Source organism: Microbacterium sp. UBA1612, assembly GCF_002321605.1.
Taxonomy (GTDB): Bacteria; Actinomycetota; Actinomycetes; order Actinomycetales; family Microbacteriaceae; genus Microbacterium; species Microbacterium luteum.
The window spans coordinates 20,082-36,733 of sequence record NZ_DCMW01000034.1; the positions used below are offsets into that span (position 1 = coordinate 20,082).

Sequence of the window (16,652 nt, forward strand, 5' to 3'; positions counted from 1 at the left end):
GTCCACGATGACCGAAGCGCAGATCCAGGCCTTCCTGGAGAAAATGGTTCCGTCCTGCCGGTCCGGATACACCTGTCTGAAGGACTGGTACGACACGTCGCGCACGACGTCTGCCGACTCTATGTGTGGCGCCTACTCGGGCGGCACGCGCGAGCGCGCCTCGCGCATTATCTACAAGGTGTCGCAGGCGTGTGGCATCAACCCTCAGGTCATCCTCGCGACGCTCCAGAAGGAACAGGGGCTCGTCAACCACGTGTGGCCGAGTGACTGGCGGTACCGCATCGCGATGGGGCAGGGTTGCCCGGACACCGCGGCGTGCGACACGCGCTACTACGGTTTCTTCAACCAGGTCTACGGTGCCGCGTGGCAGTTCAAGCGATACGCGAACCCCGCCGGGACGAGCCAGTACTTCACCTGGTATGCGCCGGGGAAGACGTGGAACATCCTGTGGAACCCCAACCATGACTGCGGCTCGTCGCCGGTCTACGTGCAGAATCAGGCGACAGCGAACCTGTACTACTACACGCCCTACCAGCCCAACGCTGCGGCGATCCGCGCCGGGTATGGCACGGGTGACGGGTGCTCGTCCTACGGCAACAGGAACTTCTACCAGTACTTCACCGACTGGTTCGGCTCCACCACGACGCCGGTGAACGCGTGCGCTCAGCCATCATCACCCAAGACTGCGGTCAAGACGTACGTCGTGACGGCCAGCAGCCTAAATGCACGGTCGGCGCCGAGCCTTGCGTGTAATGAGAACATCTCCGCATTGGCGCAGGACACGGTCTTGCAGGCGACTGCTGTGGTCGACGGCTGGTTACGTGTCAACACGGAGGCCGGCGCACGATGGGTCGCGCGCGAGCATGTGCGCTACGCGGCCGCAGACGAGTCAGCCTGTGCTCTCCCGCCGAAGGTCGGGTCGGCGCAGTACGCGTATGTGCTCGTCGCCGACTCAACCGGACGGGCAGTCCCGAACTCCGGCTGTGAACTCAAATCGACTGAGATCTCAGCGGGGACGATCGTACAAGCATTCGCGGTGAGCGGCGACCGCAACTGGGTGAAGGTGCACATCGGCGACGTCGATGGCTGGGTAGACCGGGCGGCGCTCCGCCGCGCCGACACGATGGAAACTGCGTGCGCTCTGCCAGGGGACACCAGCGCAGCACACATGGTCTACACGATCCGAGAAAGCGGCACCTCTGGGCTGACCTCGCCGAACCCAGAGTGTGGCATCGGGCGCGCGACTCTTTCTGGACAGACGGTGGTGCAGGCAGTGTCGGCAAACCGGGACCGCGACTGGTTGTTGGTGTCCTCGGGCCGGGGCCTCCTATGGGTTGATCGCAGCCATCTAACTCGTCTAGCTTCGACCGCGGACCCGTGCGAGGTGCGCGTTTCGTCGCGAGCGGCGCAGCGCACTTATCTCCTCGATGTCGACACTGAGGCGCTCTCGTCGCCCACGACCGTGTGCGACACCGGCTCCGTACCCATCTCGGCAGGGACGGTGCTCCGCCCGAAGGCGAGCACTGAGGCGGGGGACTGGTTGCAGGTGGAGACCGGCCAAGGTATGCGGTGGGTGCCCCGCGGCTCCGTGCGGCAGGTGACAAGCGAGGAACTGTGCGCCGAGCCACCGGCCGACGCGACGTCGGCGATGAAGACGTACACGTTCCTCGCACCAGCGACGGCGCGGACGGCGCCGTACGCGGAGTGCGCGTCGGGTGTAGTTGAGGTGGCCGCCGGCACGGTGGCGACGGCGGTGGAGGTCAACGGCGCGCGTGACTGGCTGAAGCTGCGGCTTGCCGAGGGCGACCTCTGGGTGCCGCGCGATGCGGTCCGCTACGCCACATCGGGAGAATCCTGCACCCAGCCGTCTGACGTGCGATCGGCGTACAAGACGTACGTCGTGCGGAGCGAAGGATCGGTATCCCGGAGCGCGCCTTCTCTCGAGTGCGGCCGTGGTGTCGTCGAGATGTCCGCGGGAACGGTGCTCACAGCCAAGGCGGTGACCGCCGATCGGCAGTGGCTGCTGTTCGAGTCCTCGTCGGGCGAGGATCTCTGGCTTCCGCGCGAAGACGTGGACTATCAGTAGGGCTGACCTCCTGTCCGCACGACGTGCTCTCATCCGGCGGGCGCTAAGATTCCCCTTGGCCTCCGTACCTCCGCCGACCCGACACCGAAGCTTTCTGCATTGAACACAGTGATCGACCTCTCCGAATACGACGTCCCTGGCCGCGGCCGCGGGATTCTCGACGTTTTCCAGTGGGGATATCTTCTGCGCCTGCTCGTGCGCAAAGGGACGGCTACGCGGTACCGCAACTCGGTCCTCGGCTGGACGTGGTCCTATGTCAAGCCGGCCGCCCAGTTCGCCGTCTACTACTTCGTCATGGGAATCGTGCTGCGGGCGCATGACGACGTTCAGTACTTCGCGATCTATCTCTTCGCCGGCGTGGTGATCGTCAACCTCTTCAATGAAGCGTTCGGCAATGCCACCGACTCGATCGTGGCCAACGGTTCGCTTGTCCGAAAGATCTACCTTCCCCGCGAGCTGTTCCCCATCGCGGCGATCATCGTCGCTCTGATCCACTTCCTCCCGCAGCTCGCGGTTCTCCTTCTGGTCTGCATCGTGGTGGGATGGACTCCCACCTTCGCCGCGCTCGGCGCTGTGCTGCTCGGTACGGTGATCGTCGTGACATTCGCGCTCGGCCTCGGACTGTTCTTCAGCGGACTCAACGTCCGATTCCGTGACGTCCAGAACTTCGTGGAGATCATTCGGATGTTCTCCACCTGGACATCTCCGGTCCTGTACCTCTGGACGTTTGTCGCGGCGACTCTTCCGGCGTGGGCGTTCGGCATCTACATGATGAATCCGCTCACGATCGCCGTCGAGCTGTTCCATGTGGGGTTCTGGGAGCAGACGGTCACGCAGAGCCATGGGCTGCCTCCCGCATTCTGGGAGTATGCAGCGATCGCAATGGGCATCTGCGTAGCGATGCTCTTCATAGGCCAGTTCACCTTCCGCCGTTTCGAGCGCTCATTCGCACAGGACCTCTAAGTGACGAACCAGATCACCGCGCAGACGACCGCGAAGCCCTCGATCATCCTCGAGCACGTGTCGAAGCGCTTCCTCCGCAGGAACTCGCATTCCTTCAAGGAAGCGTTCATCGGCTGGATCAAGAAGAAGAAGGTGCGCGCCGACACGTTCACCGCGCTCGACGACCTCAGCTTCCAGGTCGGCGAGGGCGAGGCCGTCGCTGTGCTGGGCCTGAACGGCTCGGGCAAGTCGACGACCCTCAAACTCGTGTCGGGTGTGCTCGAGCCGGATTCCGGCCAGGTGTACACTCGCGGCCGTGTCGCGGGACTCATCGAGGTGGGCGCCGGGTTCCATCCCGATCTCACCGGAAGAGAGAACGTCTACCTCAATGCCGCCATTCTCGGAATGAAGCGCAAAGAGATCGACGAGCGATTCGCCGACATCGTCGCCTTCTCGGAGATCGAGGAGTTCATCGACCAGGAGGTCAAGCACTACTCCTCGGGGATGTTCATGCGACTGGCGTTCTCGGTGGCCATTCATGTCGAGCTCGATGTGCTCCTCGTCGACGAAGTGCTCTCAGTGGGTGACGCACCGTTTCGGGCGAAGTGCGCCGCGAAGATCAAGGAACTCACTTCTCACGGCATCACGATGCTGGTCGTCAGCCATGACATGGTGATGGTCCGCGAACTCTGCGATCGAGGAATCCTGATCCGAAAGGGCAAGCTGGAGTTCGACGGACCGATTGATGAAGCTGTGGAACGCCACGCGGCCCGGTGAGGCACCCGATCGTGACTCTTGAGTCGGATGTCCCGTGGGGGCCCATCGTGCCTGAGAGCACCGTGGACGTCGGAGGCGTCGACTGCTTTCGCTGGGTCGGGCGCGACTCCTCCCGAGGAGGAAACTTCGGCGACGAACTGGGACCGATCATCGCGGCCCTCCTGAGCGGGCAGCGAATCCGGGACGGCAGGGCGACGCGAGAGGCAGACCCGCGACCGCGCCTGCTGTCGGTGGGGAGCGTCCTCCAGTTCGCGCGCGATCGTGACGTGGTGTGGGGCGCGGGAATCAACGGGAAGGTCATTCCGCCGCGATATCCACGGGAGCTCGACGTCCGTGCGGTGCGTGGGCCGATCACCCGCACCGCTCTGCTGTCACGGGGGATCGAGGTGCCTCCGGTCTACGGGGACCCCGCGCTCCTGCTTCCTCACCTGCTGCCCGACCTTTCGAGCCGACGGGGGACCGGCGGCCGTGTCATCGTGCCGAATCTCAACGAGCTCGACCGCTTCGAAGGCCCTGAGGTCGTCAGTCCGCTGGGTGACCCTCTCGAGATCGTCGGCAGAATCGCTTCCGCGGAGTTCGTCACTGGGACATCCCTTCACGCGCTCATCATCGCGGATGCGTTCGGGGTCCCCTCTCGCCCGATCGCACCGAAGGCCGAGCATCCGCTCAAGTACCTCGACCACTACTGGGGCACAGGACGCCACGATGTGCAGTTCGCAGCATCGACCGCCCATGCGTTCCAGCTCGGCGCCGTCGGTCCCGCGGTCGCCGATCTTGCCGCCCTGCGCCAAGCGTTTCCGTCGGACCTCTGGTCCGCGCGGACGTCACACGCCGGGACCTCGCAGACTTCGAACCTCGTGCGCGGGGATGGAGGACCGGGCAGTATCGATGTGTCGGTCGTGATTTCAGGACCCGGATCGAGCGAACTCGTCCAGACGCTGGAATCTCTCGCGACGCAGGACCTGCCCGGGGCGGAAGTGATCGTCGTCACAGACTCGCGCGACTCACGACCCCCGACGGGAGCGCCCCCGCTCATCGCCGCGCCCGTCCATCACATCGAGCCTGCCGGCGGCGAAGGGGCCAGGCAGGCTGCGCTCCGCACGGCCAGCGGTCGCTGGGTGGTCTTCTACGATGCCGGTGACATCGTGCCCCCCGATCTCGTTCGCAGCATCGGGCAGCGGCCCTCGGTGCGCGGGTCCGACGTCGTCATCGGTGACCGGCTCGCCTTCTCTGCAAGCGCCACGTTCCGCCCGCGGGAGGCGCTGTCCTCCTCGCCTGGGCCTTCCCAGCGGAGTTCGATCTCCGTCGACACGCTGTCACCGGCAGCGCTGCGCCGTGGGCTCTGTGGAACCGCGTTCGCGCGCGAACTGCTCACACGGGCCGACCTGCCGTTCGGATGCGAGCCTGATGGCGCAGACGCCGTCTCGATGCTGATGGCGCTGGTCATCGCCGGTTCTGTCGACATCACCTCTGATGTGACCTGTCTGCACCGGATGCCGACGGGCGTGCGCGCAGACCGCGAAGGGCTCATGCTGGACGACGATCTGGGAGCGCTTTTGCGGCGCGAACTGGGGCTCGCCTGCGTGCTTGCGGTGTCGTCACTGGAGACTGACGCGTACCGCTCTGACACATATCGGTGCGAGATCGCTCCGAGGCTCGTAGATGTGCTTCTGAACCCGGGCCTTCTCGTGATCGCCGACCCGAGTCTATCCGCAACGGTCGCGCTTCTCGTCGCTGCGATGCCGCTTCCCTCCGAGTCCGACCCACTCGAGCTGCTGATGTTCCGGCTCCTGTCGGCGGGCGAACCGACCGCCGCCGCGGCGACGGCGACGCTGATCCGCGACCCGCGCAGCCCCGTCGCCGTTAAACTCGGCCTCTGGACCGAGATTCTCCTGGCAGTCGAGCGCACGGGGCTCGATGTTTCCGGAATCGCGGACACGGCGATCGAGTCGGTCCGCGCTGTGCTCGGGACCACTCCCGCCTCCACGGCCGACATGGCTGTCGGATGGGCTGGCCTCGCCCGATCGGCGCGGAAAGTGCTCGGCGGCGACGCGGTGGATCCGATCCCGGAGGCGGCGCTCATCGGCGACATCGACATGCTACGAGCAGCGCTCGGCGCGCGGCGGCGGCTGCGCGGGCGGCTTTCGATTATGCGTCCTCGCTGGAACGCGCTTCATTTCGCGGTGCATGTCCAGAGTCCTGCCGACGGTGTGAGCGTGGCTCTGTTTCCCATCGGTACGGCGGGACCGGTGATTCGGCTCTCTCACGACGCGCTGTCGAACTGCGCTCCGCGCGATCGCAGCATGACGCTGAGCGCTCGCTCCATTCCTCTGCACGCCCCCTTCGGCCTCGGGCTGTGGGACGACGACATCGGCGCCTGCGTCGGAGTCGAGGTCGACGTGCACGAGCTCGCGCCGCGGCGGCGTGACACGCTCCTGCTAGAGCGGGTCGGTTCGACCGTGACGCTGCGGCGACGCAGAAACCCGGCGATGCGCGCACTCGGCCGTATTGCGAGGCGTCTGCGTGCCCGACTCAGGCGGTAGTCGCGACGCGACGCGACGCGCCGAGGCTATGCGCCTCCTGCAGAATGCGCCGGTACCGCAGCGACGTCGCCCACGGCGCACGTGAGCGAAGGAACCAGTCGAAGTCGGTGACCTCCAGCGAGGAGAAGAGCGAGCCATCGCGGAGGGACGACGCGAGCGACTCCACCGGGTTGTTGGCGTCGAAGGTGCGCACCCATGGATATTCGCCGAAGTCCCGCCGTAGATGGGGAACATCGGGAAGGATGACCGGCACGCGGAAGGTTGCTGCGAGGTGCACGCTGCCGGAGTTGAGCACCTTCTCGAAGGGAAACACCGCGACGTCTGCTGCGCGGAACCATCTCCCGACTTCTTGCTCGGGTACGAAGTCGAAGTGCCCGACCGATTTCAGCGGTGCAAGAGCGCTCTCGATGAGGGCGCGGTCTGAGGGTGGTGTGCGGCCCGCGAGCAGGAGCGCGAGGCGTACGCCGGAAGGCTCCGAATTCTGGACGTGCCGGATAGCGTCGATCAGGCTCTGGACGCCCTTGTATGCACGGACATTTCCGAAGAACAGCACGGCGCGGTCGCTGTCGGTGAGCTCGAACGACGCTCTGGCATCGCGTCTCGCCGGACCGTCCCCGTAGACGGCCTCATAGGAGGGGTGGGGTATCGGGCGCACTTTCTCGGGCGGGAGGCGACAGATGTCGGCGAGAACCTCCACGGTCGAGGGGGACATCACGTGGATGAGGTCCGCTCGCTCGGAGATGAGACGAATGAGACGTCTTTCCTGGTCGGCGTAGACAAGCTCATGCGGTACTTGGTTGTGAACCGTCCAGATGATGCCGATGCCTCGGCGGTGCGCGCGGGACAGCATAGCCCCGCACCGGACGAGACGGCGCTCCGCATCCGCCTGCGTCTCTGCGGTCTGCAGGATCGGCGCAGTCCAGTGCAGATGCATCACATCGCCGGGGGAGAGGCGGTCACTTCGAGCCTCCCAGTCGTCGAAGTCGCCCGCGGAGCGGAATACCCAGCCTTCCGCCATCGGTGCGAGGGAGAGGACGTTGAGGAACGGGTTGTCGTCGTAGAAGGGGAAGACGAGGACGGTGCGGCCCGTGATCATCGCGCCCCACCCGGGAAGCGTTCCGTCATGCCCGGCCTCGACGATCGCGCGGGCGTCTGAACCGCCGCTCGAGGCGTCGAAGAAGCGACGCCTCGGCCACCTCACTTCTGATGCCGTTCTCGACGTCGACGAAACGCTGGTCGATGAACTTCGTGAGGTAGAGCGCGAGGCCCAGACCCTGTTGAGAGGCGTGGGCGCGAAGCGCCTCATCTCGGATGAGGGCATCGAAGCGGTCGTGATCCCCGCGGGAGGAGATTACGCTGTTTCCGTCCGCGCCGGCGCTTTCGACGCGCTGGTGCCAGTAGGCCATCGGCTCGCCGGGGAGGAAGGGCAGCGGTTGGCGCGAAAGCACCTTCAGGTTGAACGCCCAGTCCCCGACCACCGGAAGGCTCTCGTCGTACAGACCGAGCTCCTCATGGAGACTGCGTCGATAGACGTAGGCGATCGGGACATGCCGATTGAAGAGCAGAGCATCACTGAGCAGCAGATCGTGCAGTTGAGGCTGGAACAGCTCGCGACCGGTCTCCTCGAACGACTCTCCCGCTCGGCGCTCCCACACGATCTCGATTCGTGAGACGACCCCGGCGCGCTGTGGGTGTTCCGCCAAGTAGTCGATGCTGCGCCGCAGGAATTCCGGATGCCACGAGTCATCGTCGTCATGGAGCACGATCAGCGGCGCGGACGTCTGCAGGACACCCGCGTTCGCGCTCTTCCATCGACCGCGCGTCTCGGGCGAGTGCACAGCGCGGATCCGTCCGCGGGATGCCGAATCGAGCGCGTCGATCAGCTCATTGACGGGCGTCGGGTCTCCTCCATCATTGACGACGACGCACTCCCACTCTGTGTGTGACTGCGAGGTCACACTCTGGAGAGCGCGCGCGAGGAAGTCCGGCCTGTCCTTGGTTCTGATGATGACGGCGACGTCGGCGATGCTCACGCAAATGCACCCTTCTGATCGGTCGACCTCGACCGGAAGCGTCTTCGCGCTGCGCACGATCGGAGCGCTGGGTCGACGGAAATCGAGCTCTCCGATCCTATCGTTCACTGCATCTGTCGACGGCTCCGCGGCGGCGTACCAGAGGCGCTCGATGCCCCCTGGGATAGACTCCCGGCGACGGCCGGCGCCCTGGTGCGCGTCCGAGTGCATTCGCAGGTCGAGAGGAATACGCCATCGCGAAGGCACCCGGAGACGGCTCCTCGAACGCCCCACAAGACACACACGCCCGAATGGGCGAGCGAGGACTGATCATGTCGATCAAGCCGCACCGCGGTGGTGCAGAGACCCGATCGAGCGCGTACCACGTGGCCATCGCTGCGCTCTCTCTTCTCACTCTTGCCTTCTCGCTCCTGTGGGCTGTGGTGATGCCTCCGTTCACGGGGCCCGATGAGTACGCGCACTACAACTCGGTAACCCGTCTCGTCGCCGGCGACGGATGGCCTCGCCCCTATGACGCACGCATCGAGAAGTCGACCATCCAAGCGGTCGCTGAGTCGGGCGGCTCCTACCTCGACCAGCGCCTTGAGGCGCTACCGGATCCAACGGATCGCGCACTGCTGCTAGAGGGGGATGACTGGGAACGGCAGGCCCGCGACCAGATGGTTCAGCACCCGCCGCTGTACTACGGAGCGGTTGCGGCCGTTGTATGGGCAGCCGGTGGCGAAGAGCTTCGCTGGGACCAGGCGCAGATGATCATGCGGTCGATGTCCGCACTCATGCTCGCGTGTTCCATTCCTTTTGTCGTGGGCATAGCCCGCCGGGTCACTTCCTCCCGAGTCGCGGGCCTCGTCGGTGGGGCTGCCGTTCTCCTCGTGCCGTACTTCACCAACAGCGGCGGTTTCGTGAACAACGACAACCTCCTCGTCGTCGCGTGTGCGGCGGCGACGTATTTTGCGATCAGAGGGCTCGGCGATCGGGAACGTGCGATCCGGTACTTCGTTTGGTCGGGTGCGGCCCTCGGGGTTGCCCTCCTGACCAAAGGGCTGGCGCTCATGCTCATCCCCGTCATCGCGCTGATCGCAGTCCGCTCCGCACGGCTGGCATCCGGGCTCCTGCGCAAGGCGGCACTTGTGGTGACCCCGATGCTCGTGGCGTTCGTGATCGGGGGGTGGTGGTGGGCACGCAACCTGATCATTCTCGGGCGGGTCCAGCCGAGCATTCTCGGGGGGCGTGAACCGATCGGCAATCCCGCGGAGGGCTATGACTTCTGGTTCTTCGTCGGCAACGCCGTCGTGCGATTCAACCGGTCGTTCTGGGGGCGGGGCAGTCGCCCCGAGTTCGCCCTGCCGGAGCTCGTCGCGGATCTCGCCGGACTCGGATTCGTCGTTGCCCTGGTGGTCGCGGTCGTCGTCGCCCGTCGACGCGCCCTCCTTCTCAGCCTGTGGCTGTTCCCGGCGCTCGTTGTGGCGACGACCGTTGTCAACGCGCACCGGATCTTCTGGGATCTCGGGAGGCCTGCACAGGGCATTCAAGGTCGGTATGTGTTCGCGGGCATCGCCGCTTTCGCCGCCACCATCGCAGTCCTCTTCGCCTGGATTGTGCGTCGTCACGTTGGTCGTGGCGTACGGGCGCTCGCCGTGGTCGGTGTCGTGCTTGCGCCTGCGGCGACATGGGCAGGGTTGTGGTGGGTGTACGCCTGGGTCTGGAACGGTGAGCCGGCTCACTCGCTGGCCCTTGCGCACGGGGTGCCGACAGGGTGGATCGTGCTTCTGATGGTCGCGGCGATGGCGGCGCACGCCGTGCTCGGCATCGCTGCCGCACGATCTCAGGGCGGTGGAAACGCGAAGGCCGCGCTTCCCCGGGGAGGGGAAAGTCCACGCGGGACCCGCTCAGATGAGCCCACCAGTGCCGGATAGGTAGAATCGGCGGGGCTCTCGAACGGGCTCCGACACGAATCAGCGCGCACGGGCGTGCGCATTCCACGGAATAGAGGCACCCATGGCACCACTGACCATGGCGCGACTGGGTCGGCTGGCCCGGCGCCTCGGGACGTCGCGTGTGGTCGACGCCGCGGTCCCCGTGCTCGCGACACCGTACGTGCGATCGCGCCAGGGGACGAACATCGTTGTCTCCGCGCACTACAGCATGCAGCTCGGCATCAACTTCGACGACGACGAGGCGGCCGCTCGCCACTACTTTCACCACGGATGGAAGCTGGGCGTCGTGCCGACTCCGTTCATCGATGCTCCGGCTGTGCGCTTCTCGCGTGCGGCGTCGTTGCTGCTGCGCAATCAGCTCGCTCGTATCGCCCGAGGGGGCGAGCCGCGGACACGCTGGCTCGGAACACCCAGTCGGCTCCTGGGAAGCTTCGACGTCAGCGAGCATCTCGACGACAGCGGAGGATGGGTCGCCGGTCTCACTCGGCGCGCCCGGCGCGACCCGCGATCGGTGCGGCTCACGGTCGGTCTTCGTGAACTGAACTACGAGGAGTACATCGCGGGTTGTCGCGATCTCGTGGCGGCTTCCCGCACAGCGCTTTCGTCCGCGATGATCGACGAACGCTTCTACCGCTCTCAGGTGGGCGGGGCCCGACCGGTCTCCCGTGAAGCGGCGCTCGACGACTATCTCGCCAACGGCGAGCTCGACGGCCGTGCGCTGAATCCTTTCTTCGAAGCTGAGTGGTATTCGGTCGCCGATCGCTCACAGGGACATCGTGGGCGGCCGATCAATCTGTTCCTCGACTTCGTCGCCCGCGGCGAGCTCGGCCAGGCGAGCCCTCACTTCTGGGGAACGAAGTACCTCGACTCCGAACCTGTCGCGAGCGACGGGGGGAGCATCCTGGCGCACTTCCTCGAGAACGCGCACCGGGACAGTCTCACGCCGTCCTCAGCGGGGGTCCGCTCGATCACCCGCGGTCAAGCGGAAGCCCTCGTCAGATCTCGTGTGCGCGATTATCACGATTCTCTCGGCCGGCTTCGCGCTCACGGTCCCGTTCGCGGCCACCACACCTCCGCCCCGCGGCGGGCGCAGGCGACGGAGACGTGCGTGGTCTTCGTCGATGAACAGCACCTCCGGGCGGCGTCGGTCATCCAGGAGTTCGCGGCATCCTGCGCACAGCAATCGCTGTCCGGACTGCGCGTGGCGGTCATCGAGACTGACGACGACACCCGGACCGCCCAGCTCGACGAACTCGTCGAGGCGTCGCCATTCATCGACTTCGTCCCCCGCAACCCGACCGACACGGTCGGAGCGGTCGTCGCGGAGATCCTGCGTGACGCGCAGCCCGACGGCTGGACATTCTGGACGCCCACGCAGCGCTGGAGGCCCGAGTTCCTGTCTTCGGCTGTCGCCGCGCTCGCAGAGCAGCCAGGGGTGTCTGCGGCAGCGGTGGTGTCTCCCACGACACCGCAGCCCTGGCTGCGGTCGGACGACGCCCTCTGGCTCGACGACCTCGACGGGGCAGGCGTGGTGCTTCGGGGGACGGGTTCGCGTGCGGTGCTGCCCGATCCCTCTCTTGACCGCGGGATCGTGTGGCACGCGCTCATCGGTCTCTCGGCTTCAGGGACAGCAGCCGTTCTACCCGCCGACCTCGTCAGTCGATCGCGTCAGGGAGAAGACCCGGATCTAGAAATGCGGGCAGGGGCAAACGCCGCCCGCAGCCGGCACCTCGTCGACTTCGACCAGGACCCGGTCGGCGAGGTCACGGTCGTCATCCCCACCTACCAGGACTGGGCGATGACACTCGGTGCGGTGCGGCACGTGCTCCAGACGACGGGAGACGGTGTCGACGTCGTCGTCGTGGACAACGGCTCTCGCCGCCCGGTCGCCACCATTCTGGCCGCGTGCTTCGCATCGGACGTACGCGTCACCGTGCGTCGCATGGACCGCAATACGGATTTCGCGCTCGGCTCGAACGTCGGTGCGACGACGAAGCCAGCGCGCTGCGTCGTCTTCCTGAACAACGACACCGCTGTTCAGGAGGGCTGGCTGGAGCCGCTGACGGGCGCGCTGTCGGAGGGCGCGGGCGCGGTTCAGCCGCTCCTGCTGTACGGTGACCGCACGATCCAGACGGCCGGAACGATCTTCTTGGGTGGGTTCTCGATGCCGAGGCATCTCTTGCCCGCCGTGCATCCGATCGATCTCGATCCAGCCATCGATGACTATCCGTTCTCAGCGCTCACGGCGGCCTGCCTCGCGATGGAATGGGCTGACGTCGCTCGACTGCGAGGTTTCGACCCGCACTATGTGAACGGCATGGAGGATGTCGACCTGTGTCTTCGTCTTCGAGCGGACGGCCGTCCGCTCGCGGTTCGAACGTCCTCACGAGTGGTGCATTTCGAATCTCGGTCGCCCGGCCGGATGGACTTCCAGCTTCCCAACCGAGCACGCTTCGCGCGGCGGTGGCGACGGATGATCACAGCGCTCGACGACCGAGCGATCTTCGACTCAGGTCCGGTGGAGCTCCGGGATGTCGTTTGGGAACGCCTGGCAGGTTCGCCGCTGTGGGAGCCCCGCCTCGTCCTCGCACGACGAGATCACTTGGCTGCCGTGGTCGATGAGAGCGCGCCGTGCCTCCGGTGGGCGATCAAGACCTCCGCGACGGGTGATGCGTCGGGCGATGTGTGGGGGGATACGTTCTTCGCATCAGCGCTGGCGGACGCACTCCGCCGGTACGGACAGGAAGTCGTCGTCGATCGTGCGAGCGCCCATGTGCGGGACTCCGGCGGCTGGGACGATGTCACGCTGACCCTGCGGGGCCTGGTCCCCTTCACCCCTCAGCCGGGAGCGACCAACCTGCTGTGGGTTATCAGTCATCCCGATCTCGTCACCCGACAAGAGCTGGAGTCGGGCTACGATCGCATCTATTCTGCGGGCGAGATCTGGGCCCAGCACGTTCGGGATCGGTGGGGCGTCGACGTGCATACGATGCTGCAGGCCACCGACACCTCCAAGTTCAACCTCGAGGCCAGGGGAGGCGCTGCGCACGAGGTCCTCTTCGTCGGACGGACGCGAGGCGTGTCGAGACCGATCGTGTCCGACGCCATCGACGCGGGCGCGCAGCTCGCCGTGTTCGGCGACGACGGCTGGGACCGATTCATCGAGCCGCGCTACCTCAAGGGAACAGGCATAGACAACGACGACCTGCCTGGCGCGTACGCGGGGGCGACGTTCGTGTTGAACGATCACTGGCGCGACATGGCGGAATTCGGCTTCTTCTCGAATCGGCTGTTCGATGCGGCGGCGACCGGCGCGCGCGTCATCAGCGACCCCGTCCCCGGGATGACCGAGCTGTTCGAGGGGCAGGTTCAGTCCTACGAGAGCGTCGACGAGCTACGAGCCCTCCTGGATCCGGCATCCGATCGTTGGCCCGATGACTCCGAGAGGGACCGTCTCGCACGATCTGTCGCCTCTGAGCACTCGTTCGATGCTCGGGCTCGACGGTTGCTGAATGACGCACTCGCGATGCGCGGGAGAAATGGGTGACTGTTGGCTGACCTGAAGATCGTCATGACCCTCATGGTGAGGGATGAAGCGGACATCATTGCCGCGATGATCGAGCATCATCTCTCGCAGGGCGTGGACCTCATCATCGCCACGGACAACGGCTCCGTCGACGGAACTCGAGAGATCCTCGCCGACTATGCAGCGTCCGGCCGCGTCGAGGTGCACGATTACCTCGCGCATGACAAGAACCAGACCGGCGTCGTCTCGGAGATGGCCTCGCGCGCAGCGTCTGAGCATGCGGCCACCTGGGTGATCAATGCGGATGCCGATGAGTTCTTCATCGCACAGGATCCGCGGCTCACGCTGCGGGAAGCCCTCTCACGGATCCCGACGAGCATCGGCTCCTTTCCGGTGCCGGTGGTGAACCTCACGGGCGTCCCGGCGAGGAGCGGTGCGTGGATTCGGCGGCTCACCCAGCGCGATGTGCGCGAGGAGAGCACGCTGATGAGCACTGTCGCGCTCCATGCCCATCCCACGGCCGACGTGGTGCACGTCGGTCGCGTTGGTGTGACGGTTCAGCAGGGCAATCATGGCGTCGACATCCCGAGCCTCGGCACGCCGGACGCTCGGTTCGCGCTGGAGGTCCTGCATGTGCCGTGGCGCACGTACTCCCAGTACGAGACCAAGGTGATCAACACGGGGCGCGCATACGATGCGAACCCGCTCCTGAACCCGAGTCCACGCCATCACGGCATGCGAGACTACAGATTCTGGAAAGCGGGCGTGCTCGAGTCCCTGTACCTCGTGCGGCATCCCGGTCAGCACCGGGGATCCAGCGAGGTGCCGTCGGAGGGCTTCGCTTCCGAGACCAGACTTGAAACGACATTGGCGGAATTGCTGCAGTCTGGTCGTGCCATCGTCCCCGGCCGCCTGGAACCCCTGCTCGCTGCGCCCGGCGACCAGTACACCAGCGACGAGCGTCAGTCGGCGGAAGCCGTAGCCGGAGTCGTGATCCCGCTCGAGATCGAGCACATCGAGGCAAGCACCCGCTGGCGAGACCTCTACCGAGCGGAAGCAGCGCAGCGTCGGCGTGCGGAATCCGAGCGAGAGCACGCGGAAAGCGTCGTGAGCCGTCTGCGAGCGCGGCCGGAGGCGCGCCTACGCGCTCTTGTGCGCAGGGCGGTGGATGCTGCGCGAGCGCTGGCATCGCGTGGCATGCGCGCATTCCGATCCTCGGGAGGAGCGGGTGGCGCCTGAGACTGCGGCCGGCTCAGGCGGGCAAGCGCCGCGCGGTGGCATCATCCCACGGGCGACGCGACCGGAGTTCGTGGTTCTCGCAGCGCTCACGGCGGCTTTCGCTGCGATGCTCACGCTCTGGGCGTTTCTCACGCCCATCTACGGCGCACCGGACGAGCATGCGCATTTGAACAGCGCCATCCGCCTGACGCAAGGGCTCACCTGGCCGGCACCAGGTGACGCGCGCCTGAGTGAGGCTGTGGTCGCCGCGCGAGACGAGGCCGCTCTGACAGGACGCGACAGATCGACATTCAGCGAGCTGACGGCGGACCACCCCGGTGACGGCGGTGTCGACCAGATGACACAGCACCCGCCGCTCTACTATCTGCTCGCCGCAGGCACGCTCCAGGCGGTCGGCTATGAGCAGCTGCGCGCCGATGTCGCGCTGCTCTCGCTCCGCCTCGGCGGAGTCCTCCTGACGCTGCCGCTGCCGCTGCTCCTATGGGATGCCGCCCGCCGCATGACCGGCTCGTCGAAGGCGGGAGTTCTCGCGGCAGCGAGCATCTTCCTCGTTCCGCAGCTGGGACAGATCGCGGGGGCGGTGTCCAACGATGGGCTCACCATCCTGCTGTGCTCGATCGTCGGCTGGCTCTGCGTACGAATGATGACGGGCGATGACCGTCGCCGGACCGTTGTCGCTGTGGGAATCAGCTTGGGCCTGGCGCTTCTCACCAAGGGAACGTCGCTGCCATTCATTCCTTTCGTAGCGGCGGTGCTGATGGTCTGGCCACGTGAGGTGCGCATTTCGACGCGTATGATCCGCTCTGTCGCAGCACTCGCCATCGCCTTCGCTCTCGGAGGGTGGTGGTGGTTGCGGAACCTGTTGATCTATGGCGACCTTCAACCCAGTGGTCTGGCCGGCATCCGCCAGACCGTGCCCTGGGAACCGGGTACCGGACCAGATCTCGTCAGCTATCTCGACGTGATGTGGATCCGCGTGACGACGAGCTTCTGGGGCGACTTCGGCCTCCTCGACTATGCGTTGCCGGACTTCCTGACAGACCTGCTCAGCATCGTCTCGCTCTCGATGATCGTGGTCTATTTCCTCGTGCGGGACCGCGACAAGCTGCGCATGGCGGTGCTGATGTCGCTCCCGACTCTCTTGGTCCTGATGCTCATCGTCAATACCTGGCGGCACTACGTGCGCACTCAGCTCTTCGCCGGTATGCAGGGGCGCTACCTCTTCGTTGCGATCCTCATACTGGTGGTGATGAGCGCCGTGGCTTGGCGTCGGCTCATCCCTGCTGCTCATCGACGGCATGTGGGGACGGGGCTCCTCATTGCCTTCGTCCTTGTGGCTGCCGTCGGTCTCTTCCGCGCCTACGCCGGCGCATACGAAGCGGACTTCTACCGTCTGACGAGAGATGGCTTGTCGCAGTGGGCGCTGCTGTCACCCGGGGGAATCCCGGGAGTCGTGATATCGAGCCTGCTGATGGCGGTGCTGACGGTCGGCGCCGTGATCGTCACCTTGCGATTCATCCGATCCGATGCGGCAGTGGACAGCCAGCGCGAGAGTGGTCCGCGGTAGCG

The 16,652-nt window shown here is 65.9% G+C and carries 10 protein-coding genes; 8 read left to right on the forward strand and 2 right to left on the reverse strand.

The features are described 5' to 3' along the window. Window positions 1-7 precede the first annotated feature (7 nt). From B3S45_RS12220 to B3S45_RS12235, 4 genes are all read left to right on the forward strand, one after another. Window positions 8-2,086: a hypothetical protein gene (locus B3S45_RS12220; protein ID WP_286720904.1), complete on the forward strand. Its 2,079-nt coding sequence runs from the start codon at window positions 8-10 to the stop codon at window positions 2,084-2,086. A 108-nt stretch (window positions 2,087-2,194) separates the two neighbouring features. Next, window positions 2,195-3,049, forward strand: a complete 855-nt coding sequence (locus B3S45_RS12225; RefSeq protein ID WP_349676003.1) for an ABC transporter permease — start codon at window positions 2,195-2,197, stop codon at window positions 3,047-3,049. Beyond that, window positions 3,050-3,805, forward strand: coding sequence for an ABC transporter ATP-binding protein (locus tag B3S45_RS12230; RefSeq protein ID WP_286720906.1), 756 nt, complete (start codon window positions 3,050-3,052; stop codon window positions 3,803-3,805). A 47-nt stretch (window positions 3,806-3,852) separates the two neighbouring features. Continuing rightward, complete coding sequence (locus tag B3S45_RS12235) at window positions 3,853-6,348, forward strand: polysaccharide pyruvyl transferase family protein (RefSeq protein WP_286720908.1); 2,496 nt, start codon at window positions 3,853-3,855, stop codon at window positions 6,346-6,348. Here B3S45_RS12235 and B3S45_RS12240 read toward each other — a convergent pair. Together B3S45_RS12240 and B3S45_RS12245 are read right to left on the reverse strand one after the other, a co-directional pair. Next, window positions 6,338-7,444: a glycosyltransferase gene (locus B3S45_RS12240; RefSeq protein ID WP_286720910.1), complete on the reverse strand. Its 1,107-nt coding sequence runs from the start codon at window positions 7,442-7,444 to the stop codon at window positions 6,338-6,340. The two genes, B3S45_RS12235 and B3S45_RS12240, sit on opposite strands and share 11 nt — an antisense overlap. A gap of 25 nt (window positions 7,445-7,469) precedes the next feature. Continuing rightward, window positions 7,470-8,381: a glycosyltransferase family 2 protein gene (locus B3S45_RS12245; protein WP_286720912.1), complete on the reverse strand. Its 912-nt coding sequence runs from the start codon at window positions 8,379-8,381 to the stop codon at window positions 7,470-7,472. 311 nt (window positions 8,382-8,692) lie between these two features. Here B3S45_RS12245 and B3S45_RS12250 point away from each other — a divergent pair, with 311 nt between their 5' ends. The 4 genes from B3S45_RS12250 (at window position 8,693) to B3S45_RS12265 (ending at window position 16,650) form a co-directional block, all read left to right on the forward strand. After that, window positions 8,693-10,297, forward strand: coding sequence for a glycosyltransferase family 39 protein (locus tag B3S45_RS12250; protein WP_286720913.1), 1,605 nt, complete (start codon window positions 8,693-8,695; stop codon window positions 10,295-10,297). A gap of 82 nt (window positions 10,298-10,379) precedes the next feature. Further along, complete coding sequence (locus tag B3S45_RS12255; protein WP_286720914.1) at window positions 10,380-13,865, forward strand: glycosyltransferase; 3,486 nt, start codon at window positions 10,380-10,382, stop codon at window positions 13,863-13,865. A gap of 3 nt (window positions 13,866-13,868) precedes the next feature. Then, on the forward strand, window positions 13,869-15,083 hold the full coding sequence (locus B3S45_RS12260; protein ID WP_286720916.1) for a glycosyltransferase family 2 protein: 1,215 nt from the start codon (window positions 13,869-13,871) through the stop codon (window positions 15,081-15,083). Continuing rightward, entirely contained in the window at window positions 15,013-16,650 is a 1,638-nt protein-coding gene (locus tag B3S45_RS12265) for a DUF2142 domain-containing protein (RefSeq protein ID WP_286720918.1), read from the forward strand. Before B3S45_RS12260 ends, B3S45_RS12265 begins: the two co-directional genes overlap by 71 nt. Window positions 16,651-16,652: the final 2 nt, after the last annotated feature.